This window comes from Mycolicibacterium aichiense, assembly GCF_010726245.1.
Lineage (GTDB): Bacteria > Actinomycetota > Actinomycetes > Mycobacteriales > Mycobacteriaceae > Mycobacterium > Mycobacterium aichiense.
Genome location: NZ_AP022561.1, coordinates 1,755,891 through 1,774,235, shown reverse-complemented (window position 1 = coordinate 1,774,235; position 18,345 = coordinate 1,755,891). Strand labels below are relative to the sequence as shown.

Annotated in this window: 18 protein-coding genes; 6 read left to right on the top strand and 12 right to left on the bottom strand. The window is 68.1% G+C overall.

Annotated features, from left to right (window positions below; translation table 11 throughout):
• Positions 1-104: 104 nt before the first annotated feature.
• From G6N32_RS08560 to G6N32_RS08550, 3 genes are read left to right on the top strand one after another with little or no spacing between them, the layout of a single operon-like run.
• Complete coding sequence (locus G6N32_RS08560; protein ID WP_410432644.1) at positions 105-953, top strand: class I SAM-dependent methyltransferase; 849 nt, start codon at positions 105-107, stop codon at positions 951-953.
• Complete coding sequence (locus G6N32_RS08555) at positions 950-2,539, top strand: 1,4-alpha-glucan branching protein domain-containing protein (RefSeq protein WP_115319228.1); 1,590 nt, start codon at positions 950-952, stop codon at positions 2,537-2,539. The genes G6N32_RS08560 and G6N32_RS08555 overlap by 4 nt, the downstream gene beginning before the upstream one ends.
• Entirely contained in the window at positions 2,536-3,768 is a 1,233-nt protein-coding gene (locus tag G6N32_RS08550) for a glycosyltransferase family 4 protein (protein WP_115319227.1), read from the top strand. The genes G6N32_RS08555 and G6N32_RS08550 overlap by 4 nt, the downstream gene beginning before the upstream one ends.
• A 4-nt stretch (positions 3,769-3,772) precedes the next feature.
• Here the strand turns inward: G6N32_RS08550 and G6N32_RS08545 are convergent, their stop codons facing one another.
• On the bottom strand, positions 3,773-4,255 hold the full coding sequence (locus G6N32_RS08545; RefSeq protein WP_115319226.1) for an MPT63 family protein: 483 nt from the start codon (positions 4,253-4,255) through the stop codon (positions 3,773-3,775).
• 95 nt (positions 4,256-4,350) lie between these two features.
• Entirely contained in the window at positions 4,351-5,097 is a 747-nt protein-coding gene (locus tag G6N32_RS08540; RefSeq protein WP_083116693.1) for an acyltransferase, read from the bottom strand.
• Positions 5,098-5,206: 109 nt separating this feature from the next.
• Here G6N32_RS08540 and G6N32_RS08535 point away from each other — a divergent pair, with 109 nt between their 5' ends.
• Positions 5,207-6,469, top strand: a complete 1,263-nt coding sequence (locus G6N32_RS08535) for a BamB-related PQQ repeat family beta-propellar protein (protein WP_172507307.1) — start codon at positions 5,207-5,209, stop codon at positions 6,467-6,469.
• Here the strand turns inward: G6N32_RS08535 and G6N32_RS08530 are convergent.
• The 8 genes from G6N32_RS08530 to G6N32_RS08495 form a co-directional block, all read right to left on the bottom strand.
• A complete protein-coding gene (locus G6N32_RS08530) occupies positions 6,466-7,161 on the bottom strand; it encodes an esterase (RefSeq protein WP_115319225.1) in 696 nt (231 codons plus the stop codon). The two genes, G6N32_RS08535 and G6N32_RS08530, sit on opposite strands and share 4 nt — an antisense overlap.
• Positions 7,162-7,222: 61 nt before the next feature.
• Complete coding sequence (locus G6N32_RS08525) at positions 7,223-8,443, bottom strand: THUMP-like domain-containing protein (protein ID WP_232077747.1); 1,221 nt, start codon at positions 8,441-8,443, stop codon at positions 7,223-7,225.
• Entirely contained in the window at positions 8,401-9,369 is a 969-nt protein-coding gene (locus tag G6N32_RS08520; protein WP_115319223.1) for a class I SAM-dependent methyltransferase, read from the bottom strand. Before G6N32_RS08520 ends, G6N32_RS08525 begins: the two co-directional genes overlap by 43 nt.
• A gap of 9 nt (positions 9,370-9,378) precedes the next feature.
• Positions 9,379-10,092 (bottom strand): enoyl-CoA hydratase, encoded by a 714-nt coding sequence (locus tag G6N32_RS08515; RefSeq protein ID WP_115319222.1) that lies wholly within the window; start codon positions 10,090-10,092, stop codon positions 9,379-9,381.
• Position 10,093: 1 nt separating this feature from the next.
• The gene (locus G6N32_RS08510) at positions 10,094-10,915 is read right to left on the bottom strand and encodes an NUDIX hydrolase (RefSeq protein ID WP_115319221.1); all 822 of its coding nucleotides are present in this window, start codon (positions 10,913-10,915) and stop codon (positions 10,094-10,096) included.
• Positions 10,915-11,751 (bottom strand): ABC transporter ATP-binding protein, encoded by an 837-nt coding sequence (locus G6N32_RS08505; protein WP_115319220.1) that lies wholly within the window; start codon positions 11,749-11,751, stop codon positions 10,915-10,917. The genes G6N32_RS08510 and G6N32_RS08505 overlap by 1 nt, the downstream gene beginning before the upstream one ends.
• Complete coding sequence (yczE, locus tag G6N32_RS08500; protein ID WP_232077746.1) at positions 11,712-12,365, bottom strand: membrane protein YczE; 654 nt, start codon at positions 12,363-12,365, stop codon at positions 11,712-11,714. Before yczE ends, G6N32_RS08505 begins: the two co-directional genes overlap by 40 nt.
• A 56-nt stretch (positions 12,366-12,421) precedes the next feature.
• Positions 12,422-12,589 (bottom strand): hypothetical protein, encoded by a 168-nt coding sequence (locus G6N32_RS08495; RefSeq protein WP_096310941.1) that lies wholly within the window; start codon positions 12,587-12,589, stop codon positions 12,422-12,424.
• Between the two features lie 65 nt (positions 12,590-12,654).
• Here G6N32_RS08495 and yczR point away from each other — a divergent pair, with 65 nt between their 5' ends.
• A complete protein-coding gene (yczR, locus tag G6N32_RS08490) occupies positions 12,655-14,100 on the top strand; it encodes a MocR-like transcription factor YczR (RefSeq protein WP_115319218.1) in 1,446 nt (481 codons plus the stop codon).
• Positions 14,101-14,102: 2 nt separating this feature from the next.
• Here the strand turns inward: yczR and serB are convergent, their stop codons facing one another.
• Both serB and ctaD read right to left on the bottom strand, forming a co-directional pair.
• Positions 14,103-15,335 carry a phosphoserine phosphatase SerB gene (gene serB / locus G6N32_RS08485; RefSeq protein WP_115319217.1) on the bottom strand — a complete coding sequence of 411 codons (1,233 nt, stop codon included), beginning with the start codon at positions 15,333-15,335 and terminating at the stop codon, positions 14,103-14,105.
• A gap of 24 nt (positions 15,336-15,359) precedes the next feature.
• Positions 15,360-17,045: an aa3-type cytochrome oxidase subunit I gene (ctaD, locus tag G6N32_RS08480; RefSeq protein WP_115319216.1), complete on the bottom strand. Its 1,686-nt coding sequence runs from the start codon at positions 17,043-17,045 to the stop codon at positions 15,360-15,362.
• A gap of 222 nt (positions 17,046-17,267) precedes the next feature.
• On the opposite strand from ctaD, the gene G6N32_RS08475 reads away from it, so the two are divergent.
• The gene (locus tag G6N32_RS08475) at positions 17,268-18,323 is read left to right on the top strand and encodes an iron-siderophore ABC transporter substrate-binding protein (RefSeq protein WP_232077575.1); all 1,056 of its coding nucleotides are present in this window, start codon (positions 17,268-17,270) and stop codon (positions 18,321-18,323) included.
• Positions 18,324-18,345 lie beyond the last annotated feature (22 nt).

Genomic DNA, 18,345 nt, shown 5'->3' with positions numbered 1-18,345 from the left:
GCGGCCAGAAAAGGTCGCAAGACTTTTGGTCATTCCGCAACACACATCATGTTACCGATGGGTAACTTAGAGTGGTTCGCACGATCACCATAGCTGGTCGAAGTTTGTGTATTAGCAGCCCATCGGTACCGAGCAGTTCGCGAACCGCCAACTTCGGGTTAGCCTGCCTTGCAATGAGCGCATTCGTGACTGACGCAGGTGACAGCGGTTTGCCGCTGACCGGCGAGCGGACCATCCCCGGGCTGGCGGAAGAGAACTACTGGTTTCGCCGCCACGAGGTGGTCTACCGCCGTCTGCTGGATCTTTGCGCAGGTCGTGACGTGCTGGAAGCGGGCTGTGGCGAGGGGTACGGCGCCGACCTGATCGCATCGGTGGCAAACCGGGTGGTGGCCGTGGACTACGACGCGGCGACGGTGGCCCACGTGGCGGCCCGCTACCCCCGGGTCGACGTCGTCGAAGGCAATCTGGCGGCCTTGCCGCTGCCGGACGCTTCAGTTGACGTTGTGGTGAACTTCCAGGTCATCGAGCACTTGTGGGATCAGCCACAATTCGTAGCCGAATGCGCCCGAGTGCTGCGGCCCGGCGGCCTGCTGCTGATGTCGACGCCCAATCGCATCACCTTCTCTCCCGGCCTGGACACCCCGGTCAACCCGTTCCACACCCGCGAACTCAACGCGGCCGAACTTGCCGAGCTGCTGACCGACGGCGGCTTCTTCACCTTGCAGTCGATGAGCGGCGTGTTTCACGGGCCGGCCCTGACCGCGATGGATGAACGCCACGGCGGCTCGATCATCAATGCCCAGATCGAGCGGGCAGTGGCCGACGCCCCCTGGTCCGGCGAGCTGCTGGCCGATGTGGCCGCCGTGCGCTGTGCGGACTTCGATGTACTCGACGAGGCCGAGCGCAATATCGACGACAGCCTGGATCTGGTGGCAATCGCGGTGCGCGCATGAGCGACGCTCGCGGAGCGAATCAACGGACGAGCCTGGAGTCAATACCCGGCCAGTTCACCCTGGTCCTGCACACCCACCTGCCGTGGCTGGCTCACCACGGCCGCTGGCCGGTCGGCGAGGAATGGCTCTACCAATCGTGGGCGGCGGCCTACCTGCCACTGATGCGGGTGCTGCGGACGCTGGCCGCCGAAGGCCGCCGCGGCGTGCTCACCCTGGGCATGACACCGGTGGTCACCGCGCAGCTCGATGACCCCTACTGCCTGGACGGCATGCACCGGTGGCTGGCCAACTGGCAACTACGGGCTCTCGAGGCAGCCACCCTGCGTACCCCGACCGGTGCCGGCGCCGGTACCGCGACGACCCCGGAAGCGTTGCGCGAGTTCGGCATTCGTGAATACGACGAGGCCGGGCGCGCCCTCGATGACTTCAGCACGCTGTGGCGGCACGGCGCCAGCCCGCTGCTGCGCCAACTGATCGACGCCGGCACCGTCGAACTACTGGGCGGCCCGCTGGCTCACCCGTTCCAGCCGTTGCTCAATCCGCGGCTGCGCGAATTCGCGCTCCGCGAGGGCCTGGCCGACGCCGGTCAGCGCTTCGCGCACACGCCACAAGGCATCTGGGCACCCGAATGTGCTTACGCCCCAGGCATGGAACACGACTACGCCGCCGCCGGAGTCGGGCATTTCATGGTCGACGGTCCGTCGTTGCACGGTGACACCACACTGGGCCGGCCGGTCGGAACGACCGACGTGGTGGCGTTCGGCCGCGACCTCCAGGTCAGTTACCGGGTGTGGTCGCCGAAGTCGGGCTACCCCGGCCATGCCGCGTACCGGGACTTCCACACCTACGACCATCTGACCGGGCTCAAACCCGCCCGGGTCACCGGCCGCAACGTGGACTCGGGGGCCAAAGCCCCCTACGACCCGCAGCGCGCCGACAACGCCATCGACGCCCATGTTGCCGACTTCGTCGGGGTCGTCCGGCAGCGGTTGATCTCGGAGTCGCAGCGCATCGGCCGTCCCGCGCACGTGGTGGCCGCCTTCGACACCGAACTGTTCGGGCACTGGTGGTACGAGGGTCCGATCTGGCTCGAGCGGCTGCTGGGCGCCCTGCCCGAAGCCGGCGTCCGGGTCGGCACGCTCAGCGATGCACTGTCCGCGGGATTCGTCGGCACGCCCGTCGAATTGCCGCCCAGCTCATGGGGATCCGGCAAGGACTGGCAGGTCTGGGCCGGCGAGCAGGTGGCCGACATCGTCGCGCTGAACACCGAGGTCGTCGACACCGCCCTGACCACCGTCGACAAAGCACTCGCACACCGCGGGACCGCGCCCAGCCGGGATGTCGTCGCCGACCAGATCCTGCGCGAGACGCTGCTGACGGTGTCCAGCGACTGGCCGTTCATGGTCAGCAAGGACTCCGCGGCCGACTACGCGCGCTACCGCGCACATCTGCATGCCCATGCCACCCGGGAGATCTCGGACGCGCTGGCGTCGGGACGCCGCGACGCCGCCGAGCGGCTGGCCGCGGGCTGGAACCGGGCCGACGGGCTGTTCGGCGCACTCGACGCCCGGCGGCTGCCCCGATGAAGATCCTGATGGTGTCGTGGGAGTACCCGCCGGTGATCATCGGCGGGCTGGGGCGTCACGTCTACCAGCTGGCAACCGCGCTGGCCGCCGACGGTCACGACGTCGTGGTGCTCTCCCGGCGTCCGTCGGGCACCGATCCCAGCACCCACCCCACCACCGACGAGGTGCACGAGGGCGTGCGGGTGATCGCCGCAGCGCAGGACCCGCACGAGTTCGACTTCGGCCGCGACATGATGGCGTGGACGATGGCCATGGGCCATGCCATGATTCGGGCCGGGCTGACCCTGCAAGCTAAGGGCTGGCAGCCCGATATCGTGCACGCTCACGACTGGCTGGTCGCGCATCCGGCGATCGCGCTGGCCGAATTCTTTGACGTCCCCATGGTTTCCACCGTGCACGCCACCGAAGCGGGGCGGCATTCCGGCTGGGTGTCCGGCCAGATCAGCCGCCAGGTGCACGCGGTCGAATCCTGGTTCGTCCGGGAGTCGGATTCGCTGATCGCCTGCTCGGCGTCCATGGCCGACGAGATCGCCGAGCTGTTCGGCCCGGACCTGGCCGAAATCGTCGTGATCCGCAACGGAATCGATTCCAGCCGTTGGCCCTTCGCGTCCCGACAAGCCTCACCGGGCCCGCCGGAGCTGTTGTTCATCGGCCGGCTCGAATACGAGAAGGGCGTGCACGACGCGATCGCGGCGCTGCCGCGTATCCGGCGTACCCATCCGGGCACGACATTGACGATCGCCGGCGACGGCACTCAGCAGGACTGGCTGGTGGAAGTGGCCCGAAAGCACAAGGTGCTCAAGTGCGTTCACTTCGCCGGCCGCGTCGACCACGACGAGTTGCTGCGCCTGCTGCACCGCGCCGACGCCGCGGTGCTACCCAGCCACTACGAGCCGTTCGGCATCGCCGCGCTCGAAGCGGCCGCGGCGGGCATCCCGCTGGTCACCTCCACTGCCGGCGGTCTCGGCGAAGCCGTCATCGACGGCGAGACCGGGGTGTCCTTCCCGCCGCGCGACGTCACCGCGCTGGCAGCGGCCGTGCGTCGCGTCCTCGACGATCCGGTCGCCGCGCAGCAACGGGCCATCGCCGCGCGAGAGCGGTTGAACTCCGACTTCGACTGGCACACCGTTGCAGCCGAGACCGCTCAGGTGTATCTGGCCGCCAAGCGCCACGAACGCGATCCCCTACCGCGCCGGCCGATCGTCGAGCACGCCCTGCCGGGGCGCTGAGGGCTTACGGCGTCCAGATCAGCAGGTCCTCCATGCCGTTGTTCATCGTGACCGTGGTCGGAGCGGGCCCGGTGACGTCGAAATGGATCTTGCCCGTCGCCGTCGCGCCCTGCGGAATCGTGGCACCGCTGATGTTCGATGGCGCCGCCACCATCCACAGCACCCGGTACGCCGCCTGATTCGGAGCGACCGCGTTGAACTGCGAGATGGCCGGCGTGACCGGGCCGCTGATCGCGGTGACGGTCGCGGTCGCCTCCCACAGCTGGCCGGCCACCGGGTAACCGGGCATCACGTCGCTGCTGGGTTTGAGGTCACTGACCTTCCAGCTCAACGAGACCTGGCCGACGCTGTCGGTCATCGTCAGCGCGCTGCCCAACTTGCCGACGATGGGATAGTCGGCCGCTGCCGAGAACGGCGCGGCCGCCAGCGCGATGAGTGCGCTCAACGCGATGGCCAGTACAGCCTTGATGGAATTGGAGATCTTCACAGTGCCCTCCCCGATGAAGACATTGAATGGACGTCTTTGGCATAACCCCGGACGAACGCCCGAAGATAGTGCCCAAAGACCCGGGGAGAGATGACTTACGCCTCTAGACGGGACGCTTTCTTGCGTTCGATGTCGGCCAGCGCCGCCGCCAGTTCGGCGCGCTGCGCGGCTGAGGTATCCCAGGCGAGCTTACGGTTCTTCACGACCTTGGCCGGCGAGCCGACCGCGATCGAGAAGTCCGGGATGTCGCCCTTCACCACGGCGTGGGCGCCCAGGACGCAGCCCCGGCCGACGGTCGTGCCGCGCAGCACCGTCACCTTCGCCGCAATCCAGGTGTCCGGCCCGATCCGCACCGGACTCTTGACGATGCCCTGGTCTTTGATCGGCATCTCGATGTTGTCCATCTTGTGGTCGAAGTCGCAGACATAGCACCAGTCGGCCATCAGCGCCGAGTCGCCCAGCTCGATGTCCAGGTAGCAGTTGATGACGTTGTCGCGGCCCAGCACCACCTTGTCGCCGAACCGCAGCGAGCCCTCGTGGGCGCGGATGGTGTTCTTGTCACCGATGTGCACCCAGCGCCCGATCTCCAGCTGCGCCAGTTCGGGGGTGGCGTGGATCTCGACGTCCTTGCCGAGGAACACCATCCCGCGGGTGATGATGTGCGGATTGGTCAGCTTGAACTTCAGCAGCCGCCAGTAACGCACCAGGTACCAGGGCGTGTACGCCCGGTTCGCGATGACCCAGCGCAGCGAGTCCCTGGTCAGGAAGCGAGCCTGCCGCGGATCCCGCAGGCGCGAGCCCATCCACCGCTTGTGGAGCGGCGATCCCCACATCGTCGTCATGGCCTGAGAGCCTAGTAGAGGTTCGGCGCGGGTTACCCTCGCCTGTACTGACACAAGGGCGCGATGGCGTGATGGGAAGGTGACACGAGTGCTGCGGCGATTGCTCGCGTTGGCGTCGGCCGCGCTGGTCGTGATCGGCTTGGCCGGTTGCGGCAATACGGACTCGTGGGTTCAGTCCACCGCGGCGCACGGCTGGTCGGCCCAGTACGCCGACGCCGCCAACAGCAGCTACACCAGCACCGGCGGCGCCTCGGCGCTCCGGCTGAAGTGGAGCCGCTCGGTGAAGGGCGAACTCGGTGCGGGCGCCGCGCTGGGTGACGGCAGTTACCTCGCGGCGAACGGGCAGACCGCCGGTGGCTGTTCGCTGATGGTGTGGGAGAACGACAACAACGGCAGGCAACGGTGGTGCACCCGCATGGTGCTCGGTGGCGGATTCGCCAGCCCGCTGTTCGACCAGTTCGACAATCTGTTCATCGGGCAGCCCGGCATGATGCAGTCCTACCCGCCGACGCAGTGGATCCGCTGGCGCCAGAACGTGATCGGAATGCCCACGACCGCAAGGTTTCTCGGTGCCGGCCAGCTGCTTGTGGTCACCCACCTCGGGCAGGTGCTGGTGTTCGATTCCCACGGCGGTGACGTGAGCGGCGCCCCGCTGGATCTCGTCGAGGGCCTCGACCCGACCGATTCGGCCCGCGGGCTGACCGATTGCGCCCAGGGGATGCCGCAGTGCCCGGTGGCCGCACCCCCTGCCTACGCCACCGCGACCCGGATGATCGTCGTGAGCCTGTGGCTGCCCGGCGCCAAGGCGTCGACGCTCGTGGGCCTGCAGTACCACCCCGGCCAGACCCCGCTGCTCACTCGCGAGTGGACTTCCGACGCCATCGCGGCCGGTGTGCTGGCCGCACCGGTGGCGTCCGCCGACGGGACCACCGTGTACATCACCGGCCGGGACCGCAAACTGTGGGCATTGAAGACCTCCGATGGCAAGCCGAAATGGTCTGTGCCGCTGGATTTTCTGCCGCAGACTCCGCCATCGGTGTCACCCGACGGGCTGATCGTCGTCGGCGGCGGCCCCAATACCCATCTGGTGGCGCTCAAGGACGCCGGCAATCAGGCCCAGGTGGCGTGGCGCCGCGACGATGTCACACCGCTTAGCACGTCGAGCCAGGCCGGTGGCGTGGCCTACACGGTAGCCGCGAACGCGCCGACGGGACTGTCGTTGCTGGCATTCGACCCCGCTGACGGTCACACCCTCAACAGCTATCCACTGCCGCAGGCCGATGGCTTCCCGGTGGGGGTGTCGGTCGGTCTGGATCGGCGGGTCGTGGTCGCCACCAGCGCCGGCCAGTTGTACAGCTTCGACCCGGCCTAGGTGAGCTGCAGCGGCGGCAGTGCCGTCCGCGGCACCGCGGCCGAGGTGGCTCCGGCGTCCGACGGCAGCAACTCGCCCTGACCGAAGTAGAAGATCACCGCATCGTCGGTGATGGCGAAGTTCTGGTAGTGCGACGGGTCCAGTCCGTCGCCGGTGGCGATGACGCCGGTGAGCCCGGTCTGACGCTCGAGATCGGTTTGTACGATCGGGAATATCGTGTTGAGAACCTTGGCGTCCGGCGGGAAGAGCGTCTCGAACGTCACCGGCTTGCGGTGTGCCACATCGTAGGTGAACGCTTTGTACCAGGTTGTCGGGTGGGCACCGCCGACGTCTTGGAAGAGTTTCAGCACCACGCTCTGGGTAACGCCCGGCGGCGGTCCCGAGGTGAATGATTCTGCGGTGACGTCCATTTCGTAGGGCATATTGCGACCGGACGGCATCTGCGCGACGTTGGTGAATCCCTCGCGGTTCTGCGTCAGGTAGTCCAGGACGGCCTGCTCGTCGGCGTAGTCGGTGGGGAATCGCAGATCCATCGTGTACCCGGAGGCGGCGGCGTGGACATGGCAGACGTTACCGGCCTCCATGGTTCCGCCCATGGCCACGCAGTCGGTTGCCGCGCCGGCCACCGCGATGGAGTGTTGGCTGGTGAGCACGCCGAAGACCAGCATCGTGGCCAGATGGGAAATGCGCATTCGTCGACAGTCCTCGCGCTCGAAGACGGCACCGGCGCCGCTGGCCGCCAGCGTACCCGCGCTAGGTATGTGCGGCGGATGCTCGACAGAGGAAGACCACTGAGCGCTCCCCCGCGCCGGTGCCGATCCGGGTGATGACCAGTGACAGCGGAGTGCGCCCCGCCGGTCGCAGCCGGCGTCGCAGCGCGTCGGGATCGACTCCGACACCGCGCACCAGGATTTCAAGCTGTCCGCAATCACGCTGTGAGAGAGCTTGGCGCAGAATCTTTTCCCGCAACGGCAGCTCGTCGAGCACTTCGAAGCCGCGGACGCCGGCGGGCACGTGATCGCCGCTGAGGTACGCGATCTCCGGGTCCAGCTGCCACAGCCCGTGCCTTGCCGCGTACTGGCGGACGAGACCGGCGCGGACGATCGCCCCGTCCGGGTCGACGATCCAGCGGCCGGCGGGGCGGGTCGGGCAGTCGTCGGCGTCGGCGTCGCTGACCACCTCGCCGCGGTCCAGCACGCAGGCCCGGCGGCGCACTCCCGGCGTGGCCAGCGCGGGCGACCACAGACAGGCCTCCCGCACCGAACCGCCGGCCGAAGTCACCTCGATCTCGCCCTCGAAACCCAACTCCGCGACCGCATCGAAATCGATTCCGGGCGCACACTTCACGACGGTGGCTCGGCCGCGATAGGCGTCGAACAGCGCGTCCAGCGGTGGCACATAGTCGCGGGGATCGAAGCGGCGACGCCCGCCCGAGCGGCGCGCCGGATCGAGCAACACCACGGCGTCTCGGCTCACCGGGCGCAGTGCATCGGCACGGCACAGCGCCACGTCCGGCACATTGTGGTGGGCCATCGCCAGGCGCACCTCGTCGACATCACTGCCGACGAGCACGTCCGCCGTGGACCGCAACGCGGCCAGCTCGGTGCCGATCGAACAGGTCGCGTCGTGCACCACCGCACCGGCCAGCCGGGCGGCCCGGTGCCGGGCCACCGGCTCGGCCGTGGCCTGCTGCAGCGCGTCGTCGGTGAACAACCACCGCGACACGTCGCCCAGGTCGCCGAGTTTGGCGACGGCCTTGCGGCGCAACAATGTGGTTTCGACCAGCGCCATACTGCGCTCGGCGAACCGGTCGCGGATTGCGGCGGTGTCGGCGAGCCGGGTGGCGTCGGTCAGCCGATAGCAGGCGACCTCCGCCAGCGCCGCCACACCGGCGTCACTGGTGAGGTAGGTGACGTCGTCGCGCCCGAAGGTCAGGACGGTTTGACCCCGGTGATCATGACGTTGTAGTACCAGCCCTTGGGCACGACGCGGCGCCAGAGGTTGTCGTCCACCCAGCTCAGCCCGATCCAGCTGTTGAAGGCGAACTTGGCGTAGCCCCAGCCCAGTTTGCCGGGCGGTACGGCGGCCTCGAACGTGCGCAGCGGCCAGCCGAGCATCGCGGCGGTGAACTCCGTCGTCGAGGTCGACACGTCGACGGCGCCGGCGCTGCGGGCCATTCGCTCGAGGTCGTCGGGGTCGAAGGTGTGCAGGTCCACGACCGCCTCCAGCGCCGCGGCGCGAGACGATTCGTCGAGTTCGGCCTGCGGCCGCCGCCAGCCTTCCAGACCGGGCAGCTTGGTGGCGTTGGTGGCGACCCGCCAGGTCAGCGTCGACAGCGACCGCGCGTAGGTGTTGCCCACACTGGTGGGCTCGCCGGCGAACACGAACCGGCCGCCCGGCTTGAGCACCCGCACGACCTCGCGCAGCGACTTCTCGACGTCGGGGATGTGGTGCAGCACGGCATGCCCGACGACGAGGTCGAACGTGTTGTCCTCGTAGGGGACGCCTTCGGCGTCGGCGACCCGGCCGTCGATGTCCAGACCCAGGTTCTCCCCATTGCGGGTGGCGACCTTGACCATGCCCGGCGACAGGTCGGTCACCGAGCCGCGCCGGGCCACGCCGGCCTGGATCAGGTTGAGCAGGAAGAAACCGCTGCCACAGCCCAGCTCCAGGGCGCGATCGTAGGGCAGCTCACGCAGCTCTTCGGGCGGCACGGTCGCGTCGAAGAGGTTGCGGGCGTAGTCCACGCAGCGTTTGTCATACGAGATCGACCATTTGTCGTCGTAGCTCTCGGCTTCCCAGTCGTGGTACAGGACCTGGGCCAGTTTGCTGTCTTTCAGCGCGGCCTCGACTTGTTCCGCGGTGGCGTGCGGTTGGGGGGCCGGGTCGATCGTCGTCATCAGGGCAGCCTAACTGCCGTCACCCGCTGCGAAGACCTGGCCGTAGCGTTGCGCCTGCTCACCGGCGTCGAGCCGGCCGTCGATGAGGGCTTTGGCGCCGGCCAGTGCACTCGGCTCGGCGTCGACGAACCGGCCCGCCCAGGCCGCGGCGGCGTCGAAGACGTGATCGGGGGCCACCATCTCGTCGATGAGTCCGAGCGCCAGCGACTCCTTGGCGTCGACGAACCGGCCGCTGAACGCCAGTTCCTTGGCCCGCGCCGCCCCGATCGCGCGCGCCAGCCGCTCGGCTCCACCACCGCCGGGGACCAGCCCGGCCAGGATTTCGGTGGCGCCGAGTTTGACGTTGTCACCGCTGACCCGCCAGTCGGCTGCCAGCGCGAGGCTCAGCCCCGCGCCCAGCGCGTAGCCGGTGATCGCGGCGACCGTCGGCTTGGGAATCGCCGCCACCGCATCGAGCGCATCGCGGCGCAGCCGGTCGGCGGCCTCAGCCTCGGCGCGGTTCAGCGTGCGCAGTTCGGGGACATCGTCGCCGGCGGAGAAGATCTCGTGTCCGCCGAACAGGATCACCGTTGCGATGTCGGCGCGGTCGCCTACCTCGGTGGCCGCGTCGATGAGCTCGCGGTAGGTCTGTCTGGTCAGTGCGTTGGTCGGTGGGCGTGACACCAGCAGCACCCCAACTTTGGGGTGCTGCTCGCCGACGTGCACATGGGCGAACTCGCGCACCTCAGTCGCCGTAACCCTGCGGGGCCCGCCGGTTGCGCGCCTCGTTGTAGCGATCGCTGTTGAAGAACTCGATCTCCCAATTACCTTCGTGCACAGCAAGATTGGGCTGAACAACCACGATCTGACGTTCCAGCGTCAGCACCTCGTCGACGGAGCGCCCGGCCAGCGAGTCGAGCTGCGTCCAGGTCGGCGGCAGCAGGAACGAGCGGGCCTCGGCGAAGTCCTCGATGGCGGCCTCCGGACTGGTCCAGGCCGCCTGATCGGATTCGGTGTTGTGGCCGTCGGCCCGCTGGCCCTCCGGCAGGGCGCCGACGAAGAAGTAGGTGTCGTAGCGGCGGGTGCGCTCTTCCTCGGGGGTGACCCAGTTGGCCCACGGCCGCAGCAGGTCGGCGCGCAGCACCAGGTTCTCCCGGCGCAGGAAGTCCGAGAACGACAGGCTGCGGTCGACCAGGGCCCCGCGCGCCTCCCGATAGATCGACGCGTCGGCGACGATGCCGTCCGGATCGTCGGCCGGTCCGGCGAACAGCACCCCGGACTCCTCGAACGTCTCGCGGGCCGCGGCGCATACCAGTGCTTCGGCGAGGTCTTCGTCGATGCCGAACCGGGTGGCCCACCAGTCCGGCCCGGGTCCGTACCAGGCGATGTCGGAGTTGCGGTCGCGGTCGTCGACGCCTCCGCCGGGGAACACCATGACCCCGCCGGCGAACTCCATCGCGCTGTGGCGGCGCATCAGAAAAACCTCGAGACCTTCAGCTGCAGTGTCCCGGATCAGCATGACCGTCGCCGCCGGCCGGACCGGCAATGGTTCGGGCTTGTCGCTCATCAGCGCCTCCTGTGGGCCGCGCGACTCCGCACGCGTCGGGCGAAGTAGCGGCCGTCGATGACATCCAGCGCAATCGATTGCCCGAACGCGGTGGACAGATTCTCCGCCGTCAGGGTGTCACGCAGCAGTCCACCGGCCACCACCTGGCCCTCGGACAGGATCAGGCAGTGGCTGAAGCCGGGCGGGATCTCCTCGACGTGGTGGGTGACCAGGACCAGGGCGGGCGCATCGGGGTCGGCGGCCAGATCGGCCAGCCGGGCCACCAGTTCCTCGCGGCCGCCGAGGTCCAGCCCGGCCGCGGGCTCGTCGAGCAGGAGCAGCTCGGGGTCGGTCATCAACGAGCGGGCGATGAGGACGCGCTTGCGTTCGCCCTCCGACAGGGTGCCGTAGGTGCGGTCGGCCAGGTGTTCGGCGCCCACGCTCTCCAGCGTGTCCACGGCGCGGGCGTAGTCGATCTCGTCGTAGTTCTCCCGCCACCGGCCCAACACGGCGTACCCGGCCGAGACGACCAGATCGCGGACCAGTTCGTCGTCGGGCACCCGCTGCGCGAGTGCCGCGCTGCTCAGCCCCACCCGCTGGCGTAGCTCGGCCATGTCGGTGCGGCCCAGCCGCTCTGCGAGCACGTGGGCGATGCCCGACGACGGGTGTTCCATCGCGGCCGCCATCCGCAGCAGCGAGGTCTTGCCTGCGCCGTTGGGGCCGATCACCACCCAGCGTTCGTCGAGTTCGACCTGCCAGGTGATGGGCCCGACCAGGACCCGGCCCCCGCGGCGCAGCGATACTTTCCGGAAGTCGATCAGCAGGTCGGGGTCGACCTCGTCGGCGGTATCGGGCACTGCACCATCGTGCCGTATTCACCCGCATCGGCACGCCTGGGGTCGCTGCGTTTTCGACTCTTCTCGAGGATGTTCGCCCACCCGCTCGCGGCCAGGACGGGTTTCGGGGTGAGATGAAGGACCAGCTGAACGATCGGCCCGATGCCGAAGGCGTAGATGACGGTTCCGACTCCCACGCTGCCGCCCAGCAGCCAGCCCACCGAGAGCACGGTGGCTTCGATCGCGGTGCGCACCACACGTACCGAAACGCCGGTCCGCGCAACCACTCCCGTCATCAGCCCGTCACGGGGGCCGGGCCCCAGACCGGCGCCCACGTAGAGAACCGTCGAGATCGCGTTGAGTAGCACGGCTCCCAGCATCAGGGCGACCCGGGCCGGTAGCGATTCGGGTGCGGTCAGCACGGCCAGTCCGGCGTCGACGGTCACCGCGATGACGACGACGTTGGCAACCGTGCCGATGCCGGGCTTGTTGCGCAACGGGATCCAGGCCAGTAGTACGACGACTCCGACCACCGCCGAGGCCACCCCGATGGTCATCGGCGTGTGCCGGGTCAGCCCCTGGTGGAACACATCCCACGGATCGAGGCCGAGCCCGGCGCGCACCATCATCGCCATCGACAGGCCGTAGCCGGTGAGGCCGGTCAGCAGGGCGAACCCGCGCAGCGCTGCGCTCACCGGTGGTCGGAGAACCGCACGCGCAGGGCGTCGAGATCCGCTCGCATCCGGCGCGCGTCGGCGTCGACGTCATCCCATCCGGTCGAGGACGGATTCCAGGGGCCGTGGCCGGGGTCGAGCAGGGTCGCGAGGCGGGAGGCCACTCGGGAGAACCAGGTACTCATGCGGACCATGATTCCGACTGACTGGCTTGCCCTTCAATAGCCAGTTGACTCATACTGGCTTGCAAATGGCGACGACTATGACGGCCAGAACCCTCGATCCGGACCTTCTGGTCCGGGAACTGGGCAACTGGCGGACCTCCAGCAAAAGTGGCCCCACCTACCAGGCCTTGGCCGACGGGCTGCGGATGCTGATCGTCGACGGCCGGCTGCCGGTCGGTTCGCGGCTGCCCAGCGAACGCGTGCTCGCCGAAGCGCTGCGAGTGTCCCGAACCACCGTCACCGCCGCGTATGCAGAACTGGGCGACAGCGGCTATCTGCACGCCCGGCGCGGCGCCCGCAGCACGGTTGCGCTCCCCCACACCCCGGTCAGCGTGCCGAGTCCGACACCAGCCGCCATCAACCTGGCGGCGGCCGCTCTGGCCGCCCCGGCCAGCGCGGTGCAGGAGGCGTTCGCCGAGGCCGCCCGCGAATCCGCCGGCTATCTGCAGCTGACCGGTCACGACATGCGCGGGATCTTGCCCTTCCGTCGCGCGATCGCCGAACGTTATTGCGCCAGAGGGCTTCCCACCGAACCCGACCAGATCATGGTCACCAGCGGCGCGCAGCACGCGATCGCTTTGATCCTGACGACCTACGTTCAGCCCGGTGATCGCGTACTCGTGGAGCAGCCCACCTATCACGGTGTGCTCAGCGCGATCGCGACCGCGGGCGCGCGGCCGGTGCCGGTGGCGATGACAAGGGAGGGTTGGGAACTCGACGCCGTACACGCCGCCGTGCGACAACTCGCCCCGACTCTGGCCTATCTGGTACCCGACAATCACAATCCGACAGGGTTCTCGATGCCACCCGCTGACCGCAAGCGAATTTGCGACATCGTCGCCGAGACCCGCACCCGCACAGTGATCGACGAGACCCTCACCGACGTCTGGATCGACGAGCCGATGCCGCCGCCGGTTGCCGCATCGATGAGGACGCGCACCGACCTGATGATCACGATCGGCTCGATGTCGAAGTCATTCTGGGGCGGGATGCGCATCGGCTGGATCCGCGCCGAACCGAGCGTGCTCGCCACCATCCGCGCGGTCCGCCCGTCGATCGATCTGGGTACCTCGGTGATCGAACAGCTTGCTGCGGCAAGACTTCTCACGCATCGGGCCGACGAGGTGCTGCCCGAGCGCCGCGAGATCCTGCGGGGGCGACGGGCGCTGCTCCTCGACCTTCTGGAGCAACACCTGCCGGAATGGCGCCCGCTGCCCGGCACCGGCGGCATGTCGCTGTGGGTGCAGCTGCCCGCGCCGGTGAGTTCGGCGATGTGCGCCTCGGCCTCCCGGCTCGGCGTCGAGTTGCCTCCCGGCCCCCGCTTCGGGGTCGACGGCACGTTGGAGCGCTTTGTCCGGATTCCGTTCGCTCTGCCCGAGGATGAGCTGACCGAGGCCATCGAACTGCTCGGCCGGGCGTGGCGCAGCATCACCGGATCGGCCACGGTCGAGTCGACGGCCGTGGTGATCTAGCACTACTCCGGCGGGATCTCCACCCGGCGCAGCACGCCGTCGACGGCGTCGGCCGCCTCGATTTCGGCGCGGGTGATACCGAGGATGAACAGCACGGTGTCCAGGTAAGGATGGCTCAGCGACGTGTCGGCCACCGCCCGCAGCGCGGGCTTGGCGTTGAAGGCCACCCCGAGCCCGGCGGCGGCCAGCATGTCGATGTCGTTGGCCCCGTCGCCGACGGCCACGGTCTGCTCCATCGGGACACCGACCTGGCGCGCAAAGTCGCGCAGCGCCTTGGCTTTTCCGGCGCGATCGACGACCTCGCCGACGACGCGTCCGGTCAGCTTGCCGTCGACGATCTCCAGTTCGTTGGCCGCCACGAAGTCGAGCATCAGGTCGTGGGCCAACGGGTCGATCACCTGGCGGAAGCCGCCGGAGACCACCCCGCAGTGAAAGCCCAACCGCCGCAGGGTCCGAATCGTGGTGCGCGCGCCGGGGGTCAGTTCGATCTGATCGGCGACCTCGTCGAGCACCTCGGCGGGCAGCCCGGCCAAGGTCTCGACCCGGCGGTGCAGTGACTCGGCGAAGTCCAGTTCGCCCCGCATGGCCGCCTCGGTGACGGCGGCGACCGCTTCCTCGGCGCCGGCATGGGCGGCCAGCATCTCGATGACCTCACCCTGGATGAGCGTGGAGTCCACGTCGAACACGATGAGCCGCTTGGCCCGTCGTTCCAGGCTGTAGTTCTCGACGGCGATGTCCAAGCCCTGCTCGGCCGCCACCCGCGCCAGTAGCGTGCGCAGATCGCCACCGACACCGACGGGAACCGACACCCGCAGCTCCAGACCGGTCACCGGGTAGTCGGAGACGCCGCGGATGAAGTCGATGTTGACCCCGAGCGCCGCGGCCTCGCGAGCAACCACACCGAAGGCCGCCGCCGTGATCGGCCGCCCGAGAACGACGATGGTGTGGGTGGACGGCTCGCGGATGATCGGCGAGTCGTCACTGCGTTCGATCGTGACGTCCAGCCCGACCCGATGAATCGCGGTGGTGACGTCATCGCGCAGCTGTGCACCGTCGGCCACATTGGCCTCACCGGAAACCAGCACACCGAGCGTCAACCGCCCGCGGATCACCACCTGCTCGACGTTGAGCAGATCCACCGCGTGGCGGGCCAACACTTCGAACAATGCAGAGGTGACGCCAGGCTGGTCGACACCGGTGACGGTGATCAGCACCGACACCTTGGACATGGTCATACCCGGAGGGTTGCGAATCCCGAGTTAGGTGCGGACGTGCTCGCCGTCGAGGCGCGTCACGTCGCCGTCGTCGGGGCCGTGTGCTCGCCCGACGTGCGCCTCGGCACGCATCCGTTCGATCATGTGCGGGTAGTGCAGCTCGAATGCCGGACGCTCCGAACGGATCCGGGGCAGCTCGCTGAAGTTGTGCCGCGGCGGCGGGCACGACGTGGCCCACTCCAAGGAGTTGCCGTAGCCCCACGGATCGTCGACGGTGACGACCTCGCCGTAGCGCCAGCTCTTGAAGATGTTCCACACGAACGGCAGCACCGACACACCGAGGATGAACGCGCCGATGGTCGACACGATGTTCAGCGTCTCGAATCCGTCCGAGGGCAGGTAGTCGGCGTAACGGCGGGGCATGCCCTCGTCACCGAGCCAGTGCTGCACCAGGAACGTGGTGTGGAAGCCGATGAAGGTCAGCCAGAAGTGCACCTTGCCGAGGCGCTCGTCGAGCAGGCGACCGGTCATCTTCGGGAACCAGAAGTAGATCCCGGCGTAGGTCGCGAACACGATGGTGCCGAACAGCACGTAGTGGAAGTGCGCGATCACGAAGTAGCTGTCGCTGACGTGGAAGTCCAGCGGCGGGCTGGCCAGCAGCACACCGGACAGGCCACCGAGCAGGAACGTCACCAGGAAGCCGATGGAGAACAGCATCGGCGTCTCGAACGTGAGCCGGCCCTTCCACATCGTGCCGATCCAGTTGAAGAACTTGATGCCGGTGGGCACCGCGATCAGGAACGTCATGAACGAGAAGAACGGCAGCAGGACCGCTCCGGTGACGTACATGTGGTGCGCCCACACCGCCACCGACAGCGCCGCGATGCTGATCGTCGCGTAGATCAGGGTGGTGTAACCGAAGATCGGCTTGCGGGAGAAGACCGGGAAGATCTCCGAGACGATGCCGAAGAACGGCAGCGCGATGATGTACACCTCGGGGTGACCGAAGAACCAGAACAGGTGCTGGAACAGCATCGTTCCGCCGTTGGCGGGGTCATAGATGTGCGCACCCAGATGGCGGTCGGCGGCCAGGCCGAACAGCGCGGCGGTCAGCAGCGGGAACGCCACCAGCACCAGGATCGACGTGACGAAGATGTTCCAGGTGAAGATCGGCATCCGGAACATGGTCATGCCGGGGGCACGCATGCAGACCACGGTCGTGATCATGTTGACCGCGCCGAGGATGGTGCCCAGACCACCGACGGCCAGGCCGAGAATCCACAGGTCACCGCCGGCGCCCGGGCTGTGCATGGCGTCCGAGAGCGGGGTGTAGGCGGTCCAGCCGAAGTCGGCGGCACCACCGGGGGTGATGAAGCCGGCCAGCGCGATCATCGCGCCGAAGACGAACAGCCAGAACGACAGCGCGTTCAAACGCGGGAACGCCACGTCGGGAGCGCCGATCTGCAGCGGCAACACCAGGTTGGCGAACCCGAACACGATCGGAGTCGCGTAGAACAGCAGCATCGCCGTGCCATGCATGGTGAACAGCTGGTTGTACTGCTCATTCGACAGGAACTGCAGCCCCGGCACAGCCAGCTCGGCGCGAATGAACAGCGCCATCAAGCCACCCATGAAGAAGAAGATGAAGCAGGCGACGCAGTACATGATGCCGATCAACTTGTGATCGGTCGTCGTGACCAGCTTGTAGATCAGGTTGCCCTTGGGACCCATCCGTGCAGGTGCGGGTCGAGTCGCCTCGAGTTCCCCCCGCGAAGGCACAACGGCAGTCAACTGTCCTCCAAAAATCGTTAGCGCGCCGAGAACGTGTAGTTGATCCTAGCCGCCCGCCGCCGCCAATGGGCTGTGGGTCCTACATTCTGTCGTATTTGTCACCGATACACCTTCAACCGCAGCTCAGCGACCCTACAACAGGCGGATGTTACGGTCGGCGTCGTGCTGATCGGTGGTGGGCGTGCGGGTGTCGTGATGGCCGCCGGGGCGGCGCTGGCCGCGGTCGCCATGACCGTCGCAAGCGGTTGCTCCACAACTCCGCCGAAGACCGCGCCCCCGGGCGCGACATCCCTGGTCACCAGCACCACGAAAATCGCGAGCGCGGGCGTGCTCGGCAATCAGCGCCGGCCCGACGAATCGTGTGCACCCGAGCCGGCCCGCCTCGACCCCGCCGCGCCCGACCCGCAACGCATCGTGGTGCTCTCCGGTGACGAGCTCGACGCACTGTGCGCGCTGGGGCTGCAGACGCGGATCGTGGCAGCCGCCCTACCCGACGGGTCCACCAGCCAGCCGTCGTATCTGGGCACCGTCATCCACAACCTGCCCGCAGCCGGCACCCGCAGCGCACCGGACCTCACCGCGATCGCGGCCGCCAAACCGGACCTGATCCTCGGCTCCCAGGAGTTGGCGCCGCAATCCATGCCGGAGCTGACCGCGATCGCCCCGACGGTGTTCGCCGACGCCCCCGGCGCCCGGTGGCAGGACAACGTGCGCACCGTCGGCGCGGCGACCGGACGAGCCCAGGCCGCGGCCGATCTGATCGGCGGGTTCATCGAGCAGGCCAAGCAGAAGGGCATGGCCAACGACGCCCCGCACTTCCAGGCCTCCATCGTCCAGTTCACCGACGCCACGATCCGGGTGTACGGCGCGGCGAATTTCCCGGCGTCGGTGTTGGCGGATGTGGGAGTGGATCGTCCTGCAGCGCAACGGTTTACCGACAAGCCATACATCGAGATCGGCATTTCGGACGCCGATCTGAACCGTTCCCCGGACCTCTCCGCTGCCGACGGCGACATCGTCTACCTGTCCTTCTCTTCGCCGGCCGCCAAGGATCGGGCGCCGGCCGTCCTCGACAGCGCGCCGTGGCGAAAGCTGTCAGCCAACCGAGACAACCGCGTCTTCGTCGTCAACAACGAGGTCTGGCAGACCGGCCAGGGCCTGGTCGCCGCACGCGGCATCCTCGACGACCTGCGCTGGCTCAACGCACCGATCAACTAGCCGTAGGCGGTAAGTTCACACC

Bases quoted from the DNA above. Each gene is read 5' to 3' on its own strand.
- G6N32_RS08555 (WP_115319228.1), top strand. From the start codon at position 950: ATGAGCGACGCTCGCGGAGCGAATCAACGGACGAGCCTGGAGTCAATA.
- G6N32_RS08550 (WP_115319227.1), top strand. From the start codon at position 2,536: ATGAAGATCCTGATGGTGTCGTGGGAGTACCCGCCGGTGATCATCGGC.
- G6N32_RS08540 (WP_083116693.1), bottom strand. From the start codon at position 5,097: ATGACGACGATGTGGGGATCGCCGCTCCACAAGCGGTGGATGGGCTCG.
- G6N32_RS08530 (WP_115319225.1), bottom strand. From the start codon at position 7,161: ATGCGCATTTCCCATCTGGCCACGATGCTGGTCTTCGGCGTGCTCACC.
- G6N32_RS08520 (WP_115319223.1), bottom strand. From the start codon at position 9,369: ATGACGACGATCGACCCGGCCCCCCAACCGCACGCCACCGCGGAACAA.
- G6N32_RS08510 (WP_115319221.1), bottom strand. From the start codon at position 10,915: ATGAGCGACAAGCCCGAACCATTGCCGGTCCGGCCGGCGGCGACGGTC.
- yczE (WP_232077746.1), bottom strand. From the start codon at position 12,365: ATGGCGATGATGGTGCGCGCCGGGCTCGGCCTCGATCCGTGGGATGTG.
- G6N32_RS08495 (WP_096310941.1), bottom strand. From the start codon at position 12,589: ATGAGTACCTGGTTCTCCCGAGTGGCCTCCCGCCTCGCGACCCTGCTC.
- yczR (WP_115319218.1), top strand. From the start codon at position 12,655: ATGGCGACGACTATGACGGCCAGAACCCTCGATCCGGACCTTCTGGTC.
- serB (WP_115319217.1), bottom strand. From the start codon at position 15,335: ATGACCATGTCCAAGGTGTCGGTGCTGATCACCGTCACCGGTGTCGAC.
- ctaD (WP_115319216.1), bottom strand. From the start codon at position 17,045: ATGGGTCCCAAGGGCAACCTGATCTACAAGCTGGTCACGACGACCGAT.